Annotated in this window: 12 protein-coding genes; 6 read left to right on the forward strand and 6 right to left on the reverse strand. The window is 65.2% G+C overall.

The features are described 5' to 3' along the window. The first annotated feature begins 298 nt into the window (after positions 1 to 298). The 4 genes from IC605_RS21945 (at position 299) to IC605_RS21960 (ending at position 4550) form a co-directional block, all read left to right on the forward strand. Positions 299 to 733 carry an HU family DNA-binding protein gene (locus tag IC605_RS21945; RefSeq protein WP_484840032.1) on the forward strand — a complete coding sequence of 145 codons (435 nt, stop codon included), beginning with the start codon at positions 299 to 301 and terminating at the stop codon, positions 731 to 733. A gap of 250 nt (positions 734 to 983) precedes the next feature. Further along, complete coding sequence (locus tag IC605_RS21950) at positions 984 to 2021, forward strand: DUF3800 domain-containing protein (protein WP_216328984.1); 1038 nt, start codon at positions 984 to 986, stop codon at positions 2019 to 2021. A 1198-nt stretch (positions 2022 to 3219) separates the two neighbouring features. Next, positions 3220 to 3603: a hypothetical protein gene (locus tag IC605_RS21955; RefSeq protein WP_216328986.1), complete on the forward strand. Its 384-nt coding sequence runs from the start codon at positions 3220 to 3222 to the stop codon at positions 3601 to 3603. Next, entirely contained in the window at positions 3600 to 4550 is a 951-nt protein-coding gene (locus tag IC605_RS21960; protein ID WP_216328988.1) for a tyrosine-type recombinase/integrase, read from the forward strand. The genes IC605_RS21955 and IC605_RS21960 overlap by 4 nt, the downstream gene beginning before the upstream one ends. Before the next feature lie 101 nt (positions 4551 to 4651). Here the strand turns inward: IC605_RS21960 and IC605_RS21965 are convergent, their stop codons facing one another. The 6 genes from IC605_RS21965 to IC605_RS21990 all read right to left on the reverse strand — a co-directional run bounded on the left by IC605_RS21965 (position 4652) and on the right by IC605_RS21990 (position 12329). Further along, positions 4652 to 5824, reverse strand: a complete 1173-nt coding sequence (locus IC605_RS21965; protein WP_216328990.1) for a glyoxalase superfamily protein — start codon at positions 5822 to 5824, stop codon at positions 4652 to 4654. Positions 5825 to 6209: 385 nt separating this feature from the next. Beyond that, positions 6210 to 7046: a hypothetical protein gene (locus IC605_RS21970; RefSeq protein WP_216328992.1), complete on the reverse strand. Its 837-nt coding sequence runs from the start codon at positions 7044 to 7046 to the stop codon at positions 6210 to 6212. A 922-nt stretch (positions 7047 to 7968) separates the two neighbouring features. Further along, the gene (locus IC605_RS21975) at positions 7969 to 9378 is read right to left on the reverse strand and encodes a hypothetical protein (protein WP_216328994.1); all 1410 of its coding nucleotides are present in this window, start codon (positions 9376 to 9378) and stop codon (positions 7969 to 7971) included. Positions 9379 to 9642: 264 nt separating this feature from the next. Continuing rightward, the gene (locus IC605_RS21980) at positions 9643 to 10788 is read right to left on the reverse strand and encodes a hypothetical protein (RefSeq protein ID WP_216328996.1); all 1146 of its coding nucleotides are present in this window, start codon (positions 10786 to 10788) and stop codon (positions 9643 to 9645) included. Between the two features lie 28 nt (positions 10789 to 10816). Next, positions 10817 to 11707 carry a nucleotidyl transferase AbiEii/AbiGii toxin family protein gene (locus IC605_RS21985; RefSeq protein WP_216328998.1) on the reverse strand — a complete coding sequence of 297 codons (891 nt, stop codon included), beginning with the start codon at positions 11705 to 11707 and terminating at the stop codon, positions 10817 to 10819. After that, the gene (locus IC605_RS21990) at positions 11691 to 12329 is read right to left on the reverse strand and encodes a type IV toxin-antitoxin system AbiEi family antitoxin domain-containing protein (RefSeq protein ID WP_216329000.1); all 639 of its coding nucleotides are present in this window, start codon (positions 12327 to 12329) and stop codon (positions 11691 to 11693) included. Before IC605_RS21990 ends, IC605_RS21985 begins: the two co-directional genes overlap by 17 nt. 716 nt (positions 12330 to 13045) lie before the next feature. Here IC605_RS21990 and IC605_RS21995 point away from each other — a divergent pair. Together IC605_RS21995 and IC605_RS22000 are read left to right on the forward strand one after the other, a co-directional pair. Beyond that, positions 13046 to 14164: an AAA family ATPase gene (locus IC605_RS21995; protein ID WP_216329002.1), complete on the forward strand. Its 1119-nt coding sequence runs from the start codon at positions 13046 to 13048 to the stop codon at positions 14162 to 14164. After that, the gene (locus tag IC605_RS22000; protein WP_216329004.1) at positions 14157 to 14345 is read left to right on the forward strand and encodes a DUF4276 family protein; all 189 of its coding nucleotides are present in this window, start codon (positions 14157 to 14159) and stop codon (positions 14343 to 14345) included. The genes IC605_RS21995 and IC605_RS22000 overlap by 8 nt, the downstream gene beginning before the upstream one ends. Positions 14346 to 14416: the final 71 nt, after the last annotated feature.

Genomic DNA, 14416 nt, shown 5'->3' on the forward strand with positions numbered 1-14416 from the left:
GGGCAGCACGCCCTCGAACGTCACGGGGAACAGAGCGAGGTCCACCCCGGCGGCGACCAGGCCCACGCCCGATCAGCGCCTTTTCGTTGATGCGCAGGAGCTTCATCGGGACCATGCTAGAAAACGTGTGTTCAACTTCGGTAAAGCCCTGCGGTCCACCCTGAAGCTGTCCGGGCGCCTCTGCGCCCGTGGGCGGCCGTGTGAGGGAAGCGGCGACCCCTCCCCTCTGGGCGCGCGGGCGCTCTGGCATGGGGGAGGGCCTGGCGTCCGCTTGCCTTTTGGCCGCCGGGCAGGCACGATGCGCAGCATGACGAAAAAGTCGACGAAGGCCCCGGCCAGGAAGCCCGCCGCGACCAGGGCTCCCAAACAGGATGCGGCTGAGGCCGAGCAATCCGCGCCTGCCCCCGAGGCGACCGGCGGGCGGGGCGGCGGCAAGGTCGCCAAGACGCAGCTGGTGGAGCAGGTGGCCGACCAGGCGGGCCTGACGAGGAAGCAGGCCGACCAGGCTGTGAACGCGGTGATGGAAGTCATCGTGGAGGCGATTCGGAGCGGGAAGAGTGTCGGCTTGCCGGGCCTGGGCACCCTGAGTGTGCGAGCGACCGCCGCCCGCACCGGCGTGCGCCCCGGCACCAGCGAGAGGATTCAGATCCCCGCTGGACGCAAAGTTGCCTTCAAAGTCGCCAACCCCTTGAAGGGGGCACTGGCTGGGGAGGGAGACTCCGTCGCCCGGTGAAGAGGATCGGCTCCTCTTCATTCTGAGGAGGTCGTGTCTGGGCGCGAGCGTCCATCAGTTTGTGCGCGGACGAGAACATGGATTTCAACAGGCACTGACCGGGCTTGTATACGCCTGTCGTCTGCTCATCTAAACGGCAGCCAAGCTGGACCAGGTTCCTCTGAGGTCCGGACAGACGATTCCCAACTGACTGATCTGCACCCGTAGACTTGCAGGCGTCTGTGCCGCTCGCACAGGCTACATTGACCGCATGACTCCACGTCAATATATCTTTGCGCTCGATGAGTTCGAGCGAGGCGACCTCTTTCTCTTCGGCACCGTTATTCTCAAATCGAAGCAGTATGCAGGCTTTGTGCGCAAATGGAACAAGCTACGTCTTTCTATAAAGGAACAACTCATTAAGGATGACCCCGGCGTTACCGGTCACAAACACTGGCCGAAGGACGGTCTGCCAGAGATACATGCCGTCTCAATGTTTCAAAGCGACCACTACTACCGATTGCGGAGGCCAAGTGGAGATAAATACTATCTCCGACAGTATGCGTGGCTGGAGGAAGCCCTCAAAATCGTAAGACATTTTGAAGCGGACATTTATGTAACACCGATAGATACAATACATGTAAAGGGACAAGTCGACATAAAGACGAAGAAAATTGAGGAAAGTGTCGCGGAGATAGAAGATTTCATTGGCACGTCCCTACCCCACAGCATAAAGAGGGAACTTTTAAGATTACGTTCTTCACCGTATGCTACCATGTTTCCATATGTTTTAGACTCTATCGAGCAGATGCTGCGCTCCAACAAAGTCGAGGGCAGTTTAATATGCGACCATTACGAAGATTGTAAAGGACTTTCCATCCTTGATTGTTACGAGATTATGAGGGAGCGCGGTTATTTTACAGCGGTCACCCCTCCACAGTTCTCGGACAGCCACACAGAACCCCTCCTGCAAGCGGCGGACGTTGTCTCTTATGTCTTAGGTCGTTATTTGTATCCACAACTTCAGAGAGGGAGAGCAGGTCCTGTACGACAGACAGCGGCAGATGAGATCATCGGGCAGTGGTACCGCAGATACATATCCCCGAGGCTGTATCAATACGGGTCAGATATGCCGAGTACACCGGGCATCTGGAGTGTGGTGACAACAGAGCTGGCTTTGCGCAGGGCTGGGGGCGAGGGCGACCTCGGCCAGAAGTTACGCTCCTTCGCACGAGCCGTTACGTTGGACACCTTGCGACAAATGAGTGAGAGCGCCGTTCAACCGGCGCCCCCTCTGCCAAGAGGGTAACGCCCGGCTACGTTTCTGTCCAGTCCTGGCGCGGTTCCTCGCCGCGGGCAGCGGCGGCGCCGCACGGAAACGCGCGCCCAGACCAGTTCTGGCACTCAGACGGCAAGACGTGATGAACGCGCGCACCCGTCCGGGCAGCGACATAGGCTGGAGATACGGGATGGGGAGCCTGGCCCGCAGGGCAAGGATGTCGAAGTGCTGGTCTCCCCAGAGAAACCAATCGCCTTGGCAGGCTGAGGCCCGTCAACGCAACCCCGCAGCAGCCGGGTTTGTCAAGGTGAGAACAGTGTTGATCCGCCGGTCGCTGTGACCTTGCGGTCCACGACGATCTGGTGGTGACCACCGATGTCCCTACATGCGGGGGCAGGAGTTGGGGGGTCTTTCGGCGGGCACCAGCCGCTGGCGCAGCTAGGCAACGGTGTAGGTGCCCTCCTGAGGCCGGACGGCCAGTGGTGGGTCCGTCAGGTTGATCTGCTCCCAGGGCTCAAGCTAGAGCAAGATGTCGCTGAACAGGCGCCCCAGGTCCTGCTGGGCAGGTGGGGTAAATTGATCCTCGACGCGGTTGCACATGACGCCCCTCCCTGGGGAAGAGCCTCCAATTTATGCTATAAACAGAATCAAGAGAAATAAATTCCTCATCAGAAGAATATGGCTAAAATTTTTGTCGTGCCAGACGGTATTTTTCATGCATCCTGACAGGAGGGCCAGGAAGGGCCCTCGAACCTGTTTCGAGGGGTACAGGTGGGTCGACTGACGAAAGAGGTGAGCAGGCTGACGCGGGGGTGCTGCCGCCGCGAGGGCAGGGGTGGGAACGCTCAGGCGCTGCCGGGCAGGTCCCCGATCAGGCCCGAGGCCGCGGCTGCGAGCGACGCGACGGCCGATCGGTGCCAGACCTGTCCGCCCCCTCGGGGTGCTCGCCCTGGCGGTTGCGGGGAACGCCGGGGGCGCAGGCCGCGTCCGGGGACGGGCATGGTGGAGAAGATAAGCGCCTCGCGGTGCCCGGCTTCGACCAGCGGGGTGAGCCAGTCGCGGTGCTCGACTTCGGAACAAAACATGGGGGGAGCCCGGGGCGGTACCTGCGGGCAGCAGGGCTGAGAGGATGGGGTTCAGGGTGGGGACCCTCCCCTGCCCCCTGCCGCTGACGACGCTAAAACGCTTTAGTGTCAAAAATGAGAGAAATCGTGTAGGCTACGGGCAGATGCCCACCGCCCGCGACCTCTTCCAGCCCCTTGCCGACACCCGGGACCTGCCGGAACGCGAGCGGACCCAGATCGCCCGGCTAGAGGTGCAGGCGCTGGCGGGTCAGCCGGTGGGCCTGCCCGCCCCGCGTCAGGTGAGCCTCCGGGTGCAGGCCGCCGAGCGCGCGGCGCGGGAACGGGCGGATCGGTACGCGTGCTGCCCCCGCGTGGGGGGCGCCGAGCTGGAAGCCGTGGCCTACCCCGGGCTGTTCGAGGTGCCGGAGCCCGGGGACCTCTTTTTCACCGAGGGTGAGCTGTACGTCTGCCGGGGCGTGATCGTCGAGGCAGTGAGCGAAGAGGACCATCTCGTGCTCGCCTTGCGCATGGTGGAGGTCCCCGGGTGACCCTGGTTCGTTCCCGTGACCCCCTCGCGCTGACCGACCTCACCGACCAGGCGCTGCGGGTGCGGGCGGTCGAGGCCGCGAGCACCTACGACGTGGAGACGCTGGTGGGGGTGACGCGAGCGTACATGACCGCCGGGAGCCGCAAGGGGGCGCGCACCAGCCCAAAAACGCTGGCGGCCTACAGCCTCGCCGTGCGGGACTTCGTGCCGTGGGCGCGGGACCACGGGGTGCAGCTCCTGCGCCCGGGGCGGCGGGATGGGGGGCGGTACGTCGCGCAGCTCCAGACCCGGCCCTCGAACGGGCGTGGGCGGACGGGCACGCTCTCCGCCTCGACCGTGTCCCAGTACGTGGCCGGGGCGAGGGCGCTCTACCGCGCGCTGCGCTGGGCGGGAGCGACCGACGCGCAGCCCTTCGAGGACGCCCACGTGCCCCCCGACCCCACGCCGGGGATCGTCAGGAACCCGCCGTACATGGGAGAGATCGACGCGGTGCTGGCGCACTGCGAGCCCCGGCTGGCGGCCCTGCTGCTGCTGTGTGCGCACGCCGGGTTGCGGGTGAGTGAGGCGCTGGGTGTGAGGATGGGCGACATCCAGGGGACCCGGCTGACCGTGCACGGGAAGGGCGGGAAGGTCCGGCGGGTACCGCTCGGGAAACGCGTCCGGGCGGCCCTGGCGGGCCTCTCCCCCGTTCGGTCGGGCGGCTCGCTGTTCGACTGGACCTATCACCAGGCGAAGTACCGGATGTCCACGGCCTTCCGGGCGGCGGGGCACGGGGACGCCTGGCGGGGCTTCCACGCGGCGAGGAAGCACTCCGGGACGCGGCTCTACCGTGCCACCAAGGACTTCACCCGGGTCAGCCTTTTCCTGGGGCACGCCTCCAGCGACACCACCCGCCGCTACGTGGCCCTGGAGGAAAACGACGTTCAAAGCGAGGTCGAGGAATTTTGATTCGGCCACGCTGATGATCGCCACGGGCAGCGGAAGAGTTGCCCGTGGCGGCCTCCCTTTATAAACCCCCAGCGCCGCGCGGACCAAGGTGCATAGGGGCGTTACTGGTGCCTGGCCCCCGCCGGGTCTGCAAACCAGGCGTCGCGGTCTCGCCCCACCCGTTCCTTGGCGTGACGCCAGTTAACGTAAAGATACGTCGTGGGCTCGACGGACACTCCCGCTGCCGCAAGCCTCGATTCGGCATCACGCCAGGATAAGGCGAACGTCGAAGCGATGACACGAACCTTCATCGTCAGGGCCAAACGAATGGCATCAAAGGCTTCATCCCCAGGATCGCTTGCGTGGAGGACCAGAACGCCGTCGGGTCTCAGACGCCTCCGCACCTCATCCCAGAGGAATGCGCCCGGCCTCACCTGGAGCAGTTCGCATGCTCCGCTAAGGGCTTGCCCCGCATCACCAACCAGGAGGGGGTCGTCGACGATCACCACCCGCCGTTGACGCCGCAGAGCGTGCGCCAGGGCGAGCACCAGTGTGGCGCGGTCCGCCACCGGCTTGCCGTACACCACCGTCAACGGGGTATCTGGCACCTTCAGCTTCCGGGGAACACGCTGAACCCCACGTTGCAGGCGCACCGCTTTCGGAGAGCCGTCCTCACCGTGAAAGAAGTGGACCGAGTGACTTGTCCCCCTCGTCGCCTCCCTCAGACTCGCGTACCATTCCAGCAGTTGCGTCCCGTCGCCGTCGTCGCGCAGGTTCGCGTCGTCGAGCGTGATGGGCAACCCGTCCGCCATCAGGGCCTCCCCCCGCTCCCAGTAGAAACTGGTGGCCTCCAACAACGGCGCTCGCGCATACGGGTGAGCGGCAGGGGGCAAGAGCGGCCAGGGGCTAAGCGTCGCTCCACCACGCTGCCGTATCCGCCACTCGGCGGGTGAGATGAGTTGAAGCGTGCCGTCAGGCGGCCACACCAGCAGAGGCAAGGAGGCCTCCGGGAGTGCGGGGCTCCGCGGTGAGCGTGGATGCCGCAGCTCTGCCAACAGCGGCAGCAAGAGGGGATCAAGTCGGTCGGTCAGCGCTGAATGAACAGGAACAGCTTGCCCGCTGGGCGTGTCGGCAAGCCGCCGGGTTCGCAGGTCATGCCAGTCGCGGTATCCCAGGCTGGCGGAGGCCAGGTTGAGCGCCTGGCAGTGGGTGATGTCCAGGCTGTGCTTCTCTCCAAGAGAGGTGCGGAGGCGGTTCGCCAGCTTCTTGACAGGGTCGTCCGAAAAACGCTTCATTCTGGTCTCCAATCAGATAGCACCCAGGCAGGAGCTCCCGCTCGTCCGCCCTGTGCTGTTCTGAAGGGACAAGAACGACGATCTCGCTTCGAATTGGATTCGCGCTTTGCCGGCCTGAAGTCAGGTGCGGGAGGCGGGTGGCGAATGAACCGTTATGAGGGTGCCACATCATGACGAGCCGGTCAACCACGCGCCCGGCAAGGACGAAGGACCACCGGGCACGGGGTCTGCCGCGCCTTTGGTGATGCGGGTTGAGGTCACGTCGTCTTTCGTCCTGGACGTCTAGGCCGTCCCGCGCGACCCTGAACGCCTGAACCTGCAGGCCGTTCACCTTGAGCCGAGGATAATCAGGGGGCCGTCTGTTGGACGGAGCCTGCCTGCCCGACTAGCTCTGGAGGGAGAACAGGTTGATGAGCGGCGCGACGGTGCCGTCCGGAAGGCCAAGTGCTTCGTCCATGAAGGCGGCCAACGCGTCCTCAACGGGTTGGAGTTGGAACCTCAGGAGCCGCAGCAGTCTGTGCTCCTGGCGGGGGATCAGCCACTGCAACTCGTTGACGTAATCGGCAGTCAATGGTTGTGTCCCGGTGGCCGCTGCCGTGAGCGCCCCCTCAATCGCCTGCCTGACCGCCGCTGCGCGGTCGGCGCCAACCCTGCCAGATTCGATCATCTGGTCATACGTTGGCCACTCGTCGTTTTCAAACGCGAGTTCTTCCCTATCAACGAACTCGGTGACGCGCTCGAACAACTCGGCAGGGTCGAGGTAGTCCGGATTGGCACTGACATCGAGATACACCTGGCCGCCCTCCACGCGCAGCCGTGAGCGTACCCAGACCTGCCCCTCCTCACCGCTGAGCCAATCCGTTGAGAAGCGCTCCCGGTTGTTCAGGGCACGCTGGGCTTCCACTCTCGCACCGAGAGGATGATCGAGGGACGAGAATTGACTGTAAACGGGCCAGGTGTCCCCCGGAAGCCGGGTGCTCCGCGAAGACGCGATGTCGTCCACCTCCCTCTGTCCATGTTCCAGCAGCGCGTCCGTGATCCGCTGGGCATCGACCGGATCAGAGGCGCGGTGGTCCACGAAGTCCCGCGGGAAGTCCTCGGGCATGAGCTGGACGCCGTCGATCCGCAAGAAAAAGAACTGCGATCCGCCGTGCTGTTCCTTGACGACTTCCAGCAGGCACCCCTGGTGGTCCAGCGTTCGCATCGTTTCGAGCGTGCTCACCAGCTCACTCTACTTCGGGACAGTGCTCAGCCCGTGGCGCCCGCCTTGCCCGGGGGCGGGAGAAGACCCGGGTCTCCTCCCGCCCTTGTTCCCCTGGGCAGCGTGAAACCGCAAGTCGCGCCGGCTCCAGGCCGACCCGCCACCGTCCCCCTGCCTCGGGCCGCGCGACGATCCGGTGACGATGGCGGTCCGAACAGGGTTCCGGTTCGCTCTCGGCGGTGCCCCCACGCCGCGCCCCGAACAGGCTGGGGAGGGCCCACGGTTCTTTGATCGCTGGCGACGGCTCGCCGGTGACGGGCCGCAACCGGACCACTGCACATTGCAACGCCCCCTCTTTTCGACTGGCTTCGCCGCGCGCAAGCCGATCCTCTGTCCCCGGGTAGCCGATTAATACAAAAAAAGAGAACAAAAGCGTCACGGAAACCCCTGCCTCTTCAAGCGAAAAGCCTCGCCTCCGGCATCCGCCCCCGCCCGGGCACCGCCACGCTCCCCTCCTCACCCATACCGCCAGCGGGGCACGCAGAAGCGGCAAACCCCACGCGCCCGGTCCCCACAGGCGCCTCCCAGACCTGCTCCGTGCCCAGGAGAACACCAGAAGCAGGGGCACCAGCGCGAGGCTCCGCCGCCCCCAGAGCTACCCCTGCCACACACTCCACACCAAAAACAAGGACAGCGCCTCTCCCCTCCCCGGCACGAAACCGGGAGGACGCTGGGAGAGCCGGGCCACCGAGTTCCCCCTGCCACGAAAACCGGTGCACCTAAGACCAAGCATCACTCACAAAGCACGGGCGTGAGCAACGGAAGCGGGAGCCTCAGCAGAAGCAGACTACGGGGGGAGGAAGAAAAAGGCGGGCAGGTCACCCGATCCCTCAGTCTTCAATTTTATTAATTCGTTTAAGGGCCGACCCGACCACCCATCCCGTCATCCGGGAGCAGGGGAGAGGTCCAAGGCTTCCGCGCCCTCACGGATGACCCGGTGGGCGTGAGCCTTCAGCCTCTGCACGAGACCGGCCGAACTGCGGCGCAGGTCATGATCCCCGGGCAACGCGTTCAGGCCGCTGATCACGGCCAACGCGAGGTGCTCGTCCACAGCTTGCGCTGCCGCAGACATGAGCTGTTCGATCACGCTTCGCCACGGGTGACCGTGTTCTGGAATGAAGCGGATGAGCAGATAGAGCGCGTGGCCTGCCGGACGGCCCTCTCCCTGGCTGGCTGCGATAAGCCCGGGCAGGTAGCGGTCCAGCCCCACGTGGCCCTTCTGGAGCAGGAGGCCCAGGGCCTCGAGGGCGCTGGTGAGGTCGGGATCGTGGCCTGTCACCAGGGTCGAGCTCAGGGTCAGCTCATCCCCGGGGAGCAGCAGCAGTCCCAGTTCCGCGTGGAGCAGGAGACGCTGCAACTGCACGGGTGCGGGAGTCGGGGCATACCCGGGGCCCTCCCGGTCGATCACACGAACCAGGGCGGCGGCCTCAGGCAACTGCCGCAGCCGCCCGGTCGCGGACTCGCGAAGCTCCGGGCTGAGGTCCTTCCAGGAGAGGCGCAGGGCGGTGAGCATGGCGACCTTGTGGGTGACATAGATGTTCTCGTTCGGGAGCGCGTCGAACAGTCCCTCCACGAGGTCGCGCCGCTGCTCCTCGCCGAGCGCTTCGGGATAGTTCTCCAGCAGCAGGGGAAGGAAGCGCACAGGGTGCGTCCAGTTCAGGGTGATGGCCTCTTCCCCGGACGTGCATTTGAGATCGTCGACGATGCCCGCAAAGTAGGAAAACGCCTTTTCCCGCACGTAGGTGGTCGCCTGTGCGCGGGAGGTCTGAAGCAGGGCCAGCCAGCGCGTTCGCGGGTCGAGTTGCCTCAACTCCTCGTTCTGAAGAGCGGCGAGCAGGTAATTCCCGAAGGCAGGTTCCTCTGCGTAGACCCGGGCAAGATCGCCCAGCAAATCAACCACGTCGTCCAGGTCCCAGCGTGTGGCGGGAAGATCGAGATTGTCAAGAAGCCTTTGTGCGGCGGGGAGGTCCTCAGGACGCCAGCCATGCCGTGCAAGCACCTTCCAGCCCCCCATGCGGTCGAAGGGCGTGCCCGCGAGAACCTCGACCAGACCACGCACCTGCTCGGCGGTCAGGGCCTCCCACTCGGCGACCGCGACCAGGGCGTCGACAGCGTAGGACACGGTGTACCTGCGCCCCTCGACGAAGGGGGTCAGCTCGTACTCCCTCTGGGAAGGTTTCTCCCGTGAGCGGCGATGGTGTTCGGTGATGCCCGCCCACAACTCATCCCGCAGGCTTTCCAGCGTGTGGCGGTCAAGATAGGGAGTCAGCACCCGAATGGCCTTGAGGGTCATGAGGTTCCGGGCCTCGGAAGCGGGTCCCTCCTCGTTCCTCGGGCGGGCGAGGAGCCATTCCTTCCAGAAAGAATTCTCGCGGTAGGCCTCCAGAGGCTGGGCCTTCAGGACCTTCTCGAGGAGGTCTTCCCGAGGCGCCCGCCAGAGGGCCGTCAGGATGTCGGAGAGGGGGGGTTCGGGAAGCGTGAGCAGAAGTTGCGCCCACTCGGCACGCAGGTGCTCCAGATCGTAGGCGTCCCCGCAGGCGTAGGCGATGAACTGCGCCTAGCAGTACTTCTGCCACGCGTCGAACAGGTTCGAACTGCTTCGGAATGACGAGCGCCGGTCAAGCTTCTGCGCGTAGGCCTCCTGGCTCACGAGGGCCGCGACTTCCCGCATCAGGGCGTCGGTGACCGGGTTGGAATACCACGCCGGGAGCCCCAGCATGACCTGATGCTGCTCGAAGAGGGCGTCGTGGTCGTCATCGTCGCGAACACGGTTGAGGTCGAGCAGCAGGCGCCTGCGGAGCCAGCGCGCGGTGGGGGAGTCCGGGAGGCGGTCCAGAAGAGTTCTGGCCCGCTGGTAATGCCGCTCGGCCCTGGGGCTGTCTCCCGCCTCGGAGGCCAGGACGCCCAGCAGGCGCAGCCGGGTGATCTGCCTCTCCGGTGTCCAGCTCGCCGGGTCCATGCTCATCAGTTCGGTTTCCGCGCTGCCGATCTGGCCGCGAAGCGCCACCCTCACGACGCGCATCACGAGCGGGTCTCCGTCGAGGTTGTCGTGTCCGAACCATTCCGTGAAGCGCTGGGACTGCTCGTGCCCGCCACGCTGGAACAGCTCGTCGAGTTCCCGCGTCCAGGGCGTGACGAGGGGAATGCCCACCTGTTCGAGCACGATGGATTCCTCGCCGAACGCTTTCCAGCCGGCCTCGAGCGTCCGCTGCATCTGGGGAGTGGGATGGGACGCGGGGGGCGCCGGCGCCGGAAGGGCGGCCGGGGCAGGGCCGAGCCGATCAAGCTGCTCGCTGAGAATGCGGAATCCGGGCGACTCATGTTCGAGCGTGAGCCGCTCCAGCGCCCGGAGCACTTCCCGCTGGCCCTCGGAGGGGATGCCCCCGTCGTAGATGCGCAGACTCCCGAAGACGTCCTCGTAGTCCTGCTGGGTCGCGGTGGCCCGGTCAAGGAAGCTCTCCCGCCACGTGTTGCCCCGCGCGAGGTACCGCTCCCTCAAGTCCTCGAACAGCTCCTGCTGACGCGATGGGAGCGTGACGTGGGCCTCGGCGGCCCGCAGGAACATGACCTCCGCCAGATGCAGTTTCAGCCTCTGGTAGTTCTGATCCGATCTGCGCTGCTGATACCTCTCCCAGATGCCCATTCCGCCGTCGATCAGGCCGACCAGCGTGGCCACACCGCCGACGGCCGCACCAACCGACATCAGCGGTCCCTCCCTGCATTCTCCCCGCTCATCTCCAGCCCCCCTGCTCCCACTCGCCGTCCGACCGACCTTCTAACAGCAGGGGACCGTAGAAGGCCTGCAGGAGCCCCATCACCTCGGCGAACGTGGGGGCGGTGAAGGCGTTGCGTCTCAGGTACTGTCCCCAGCGAGTGGAGAGGGTGGATTCAACCGCGAAGTCATCGCTGAGGATGTCCTGCACGCGGTCGACTGGCGTGCCTCTCGCCGCGAAACTCCGTTCGAGGGCCTCCCGGACGATCCTGGCCTGGAAGGCCTCGGTGCGGAGGATCACCTGGAGATCGTAGAGGTCTTTCATGCGGGTGGTGGCCTCGCCGATCTCGACGAGGGCCGCGAACTTCTCGGTGATCACGGTTTCCAGCGGGTACACGGCGATGGCGACGGCCTCGTCGAGGAGCAGGGCGGGGAATGTCATCCGGACCGGCGCGGGCGTGATCACGTTCCCGAAGGACAGGTCCAGTTGCAACGTCACCTGCGAGGAGCCGAGGGTGGCCCGCAGCCTGGCGGTGACGCCCGGATAGTCGAACGCCTCGTTGATCAGGGCGACTTGGAGGCTTGCGGCGTCGAAGGTGAGCCCGTCCCCGAAGGGGATGGCGCACAGGTCTTCCAGCACCGCCCTGACCTGCTCGGGCGTGTTCGGCAATCCGCTCGCGGCGAGGTCGATGTCCTGGGTGGGCCGCGCCGCGTTTCCGTACCGGGCGAAGAGGCTCAGTGCCCCTTTGAGCACGAACTGCTCGGCGTAGAGTGAGGCGTCGAGGCGGGCGAGGAGGCCCTGCTGGGCGTACAGCAGCAGCATGGTGTTCGGGGGGATGTTGGGGAACCGGGTGCGTTGCAGGTGTTTGAGGCGGTCCAGGAGGCCGGCCGGGTTAATGATCCTGGTCATGGCTGAGCACCTCCAGGTCGCGTGAGAGTTCCTTCCACACCTTGAGTTCCCTGGCGAGGGAGGTGAGATGCCGGCGGTCCACCGTCCGGAGGGTCAAGGCCTTTTTGAGCCCTTCCAGGTAGAGGTCCCGGCCGAACTTGGGGGCATAGCGGAGCAGGTCCACGAGGGTCTTCTCGGCCGTGTAGGTGGTGAGCGGCCGGCCGCGCACGTCGATCTCGGTGACGCCGGCCTGGTAGGCCCCGGCCGAGAAGTAGAAGGTCTCGAGCAGCAGGCCCTCGAGGTGGAGTTCCTGCCGGTTCCCGGGCACGGCGAGTTGAAGTCGGCTGGGCCGGGTGGTGGTGAGGCCGTGCAGGTGAAGCGCACTCACGAGGCAGGGGCGGGCGTACGGGTACCGCAACTGGACTTCCAGCAGGTCGGTGGCCTCCGCGTCGGCGGGAGCCAGGCCGTCCGGGGAGGTGAGCCGGTACACGCCGCGGGCCAGCCGGAGGATCGACCCCGACCGCACTAGGCGAGTGAGTTCGACCCTGGGGATACCCGCCTCCGTGACCTCCGCCGCCGTGGCGTAGCCCCCCCGGTCCAGGAAGAGCTGAACAAGTGAAGCGTGGTGTTCGGAGGCGGTCATGGTGCTTGTTCCAGAGTATAGGGGAAAACGCTTCATCGTCCTTGAGTCTGGAACGTTGTCTGCTTGTCCAGGCTCTTTCCCCTGCTCGATTAGATTCTTTCGCCTCATTCGACTCGGGAAGCGCGCCTGTGACAGGAGTGGGTGGTGGGCGAGGGGGAAGTTCGACCTCGTTCCCCCACCGGGACGGCCCGACCACCGCCCGCCTTCGCCGGGGCGCTGGAGAGTGAGCCCTTCATGGGTCCACACCAGGACGAGGCCCATTCCATCCGGTACCGTCTCCCCCGGAGGTCATCCCCAGAGCTACCAGGAAAAGACCCTAACATCCACCTTGAATTCGCCCTGTGCGCCAAACGGCCGTCGAGAAGTGCTCCGGCATTCCGCCCAAACCTCCCCCGCCGCGCTCACCACTTCCGAAAAGGACGTACCATGACGGCCGAAGTGCTCCGTGCCCCGCCTGTCTCCCTGGACCGCTACATGCGCCCCGAGGACCCGCTCTTGCCTGTTGGACAACTCCTCGCGGGTCGGCTGACTCCTGCCGAGCGGCGCCGATTCCAACACGCCGAGCGCCGCGCTCGCCGAGCAAGACGACCTCATCCTCCAGATCATGGTCTGAGGGTCCAAACGCCCCGGCTTCCCGTAGGACGTGGTGTTGCGAGACGGTGGCGCCCCTCGCCCATTCCATCCGGAAGAGAATTCCTTCCCCGGGGGAACGGAGCATGAAGCTTGATCGCCTGCAGGTTCAGGGCTTCAAGTCCCTTCATGCTGTGGACATCCAGTTGGGCAACTTGAATGTGCTGATCGGTGCCAACGGTGCGGGAAAGAGCAACTTCATCGCCCTCTTCCGGCTGCTGCACGAGATGGTGGAGGGGCGTTTCCAGCTCTCGGTGGCCCAGGCCGGCGGGGCCAGCGTCTTCCTTCACGCGGGGCCGGAGCCAGCCGAACGGATTCGGCTGATGCTGGCCTTCGGCCCGAACGCATATACCTGCAATTGGGTGCCCACCTCCGATGACCGCCTGATCTTCGAACGGGAGGTCGTGTTCTTCTCGGGCGACTTCGCGGACACCAAGAGAGAACTGGGCAGCGGCCAACGTGAAAGCCTGCTGCGCCAGGTCAACCCTGGTGGATATACAGTCGAGTCCTACGTGTACAACAGCCTCAGGAGCTGGCACGTCTACCACTTCCACGACACCAGTGACAGCGCCGCCGTCAAGCGTGCTGGAGACATCAACGACGATCTGGAACTGCATACCGACGCCGCCAACCTGGCCGCGTTCCTGCGCCGGCTGGAGCTGAAGGCGCCCTCGAATTACCAGGCCATCCGCTCCACTGTCCGTCGCGTCGCCCCCTTCTTTGACGACTTCCTGCTGCGGCCGACCACGCACAACGAGGACAGGATCCGCCTGGAGTGGCGGAGCTTCGGCTCCAGCCGACCCTTCCTCGCCAGCCAGCTCTCCGACGGCACCCTGCGGTTCATCTGCCTGGTCACCGTGCTGCTGCAACCCAAGCTTCCGGACGTCATTCTCATCGACGAGCCTGAGTTGGGCCTGCATCCGTACGCCATCGAACTCCTCGCTGGGCTGATGCGCTCCGTCTCCACCCGGACACAGCTGATCGTGTCGACGCAGTCGGTGCCGCTGGTCAACCAGATCCTTCCCGAGGACGTCATCGTCGTGGACCGTCAAGGTCCGGAAAGCGTGTTGCGCCGACTGCGCTCGGAGGACCTCGCCGGGTGGCTCGAAGACTATTCCCTGGGCGAACTGTGGGAGAAGAACGTCCTCGGGGGACGCCCCTTCCCCAATCCGCTGCTCCCGTCCTCTCCACGAAGCGATGAGTAGATCTTCCTTCGTCCGCGTCAACATCGTGGTGGAGGGTCATACGGAGGAGGAGTTCGTCGGTGGGCTCCTGGCCCCTCACCTCGCGGGGTTCAACGTCTACGTGACGGCGCGCCGGGTCCTGACCAGCCGTCAGAGCGTGTTTGAAAAGGGTGTCAGCAGGGATCAAGACGGCGAAGCATGAGGCGAATATTGGCGAGATAGCACCAGGCTTCGGTGGTCTGAGGTCGTCCCTCGAAGTCTCTGCTCAGCCGA

This window comes from Deinococcus aestuarii (assembly GCF_018863415.1).
Taxonomy (GTDB): domain Bacteria; phylum Deinococcota; class Deinococci; order Deinococcales; family Deinococcaceae; genus Deinococcus; species Deinococcus aestuarii.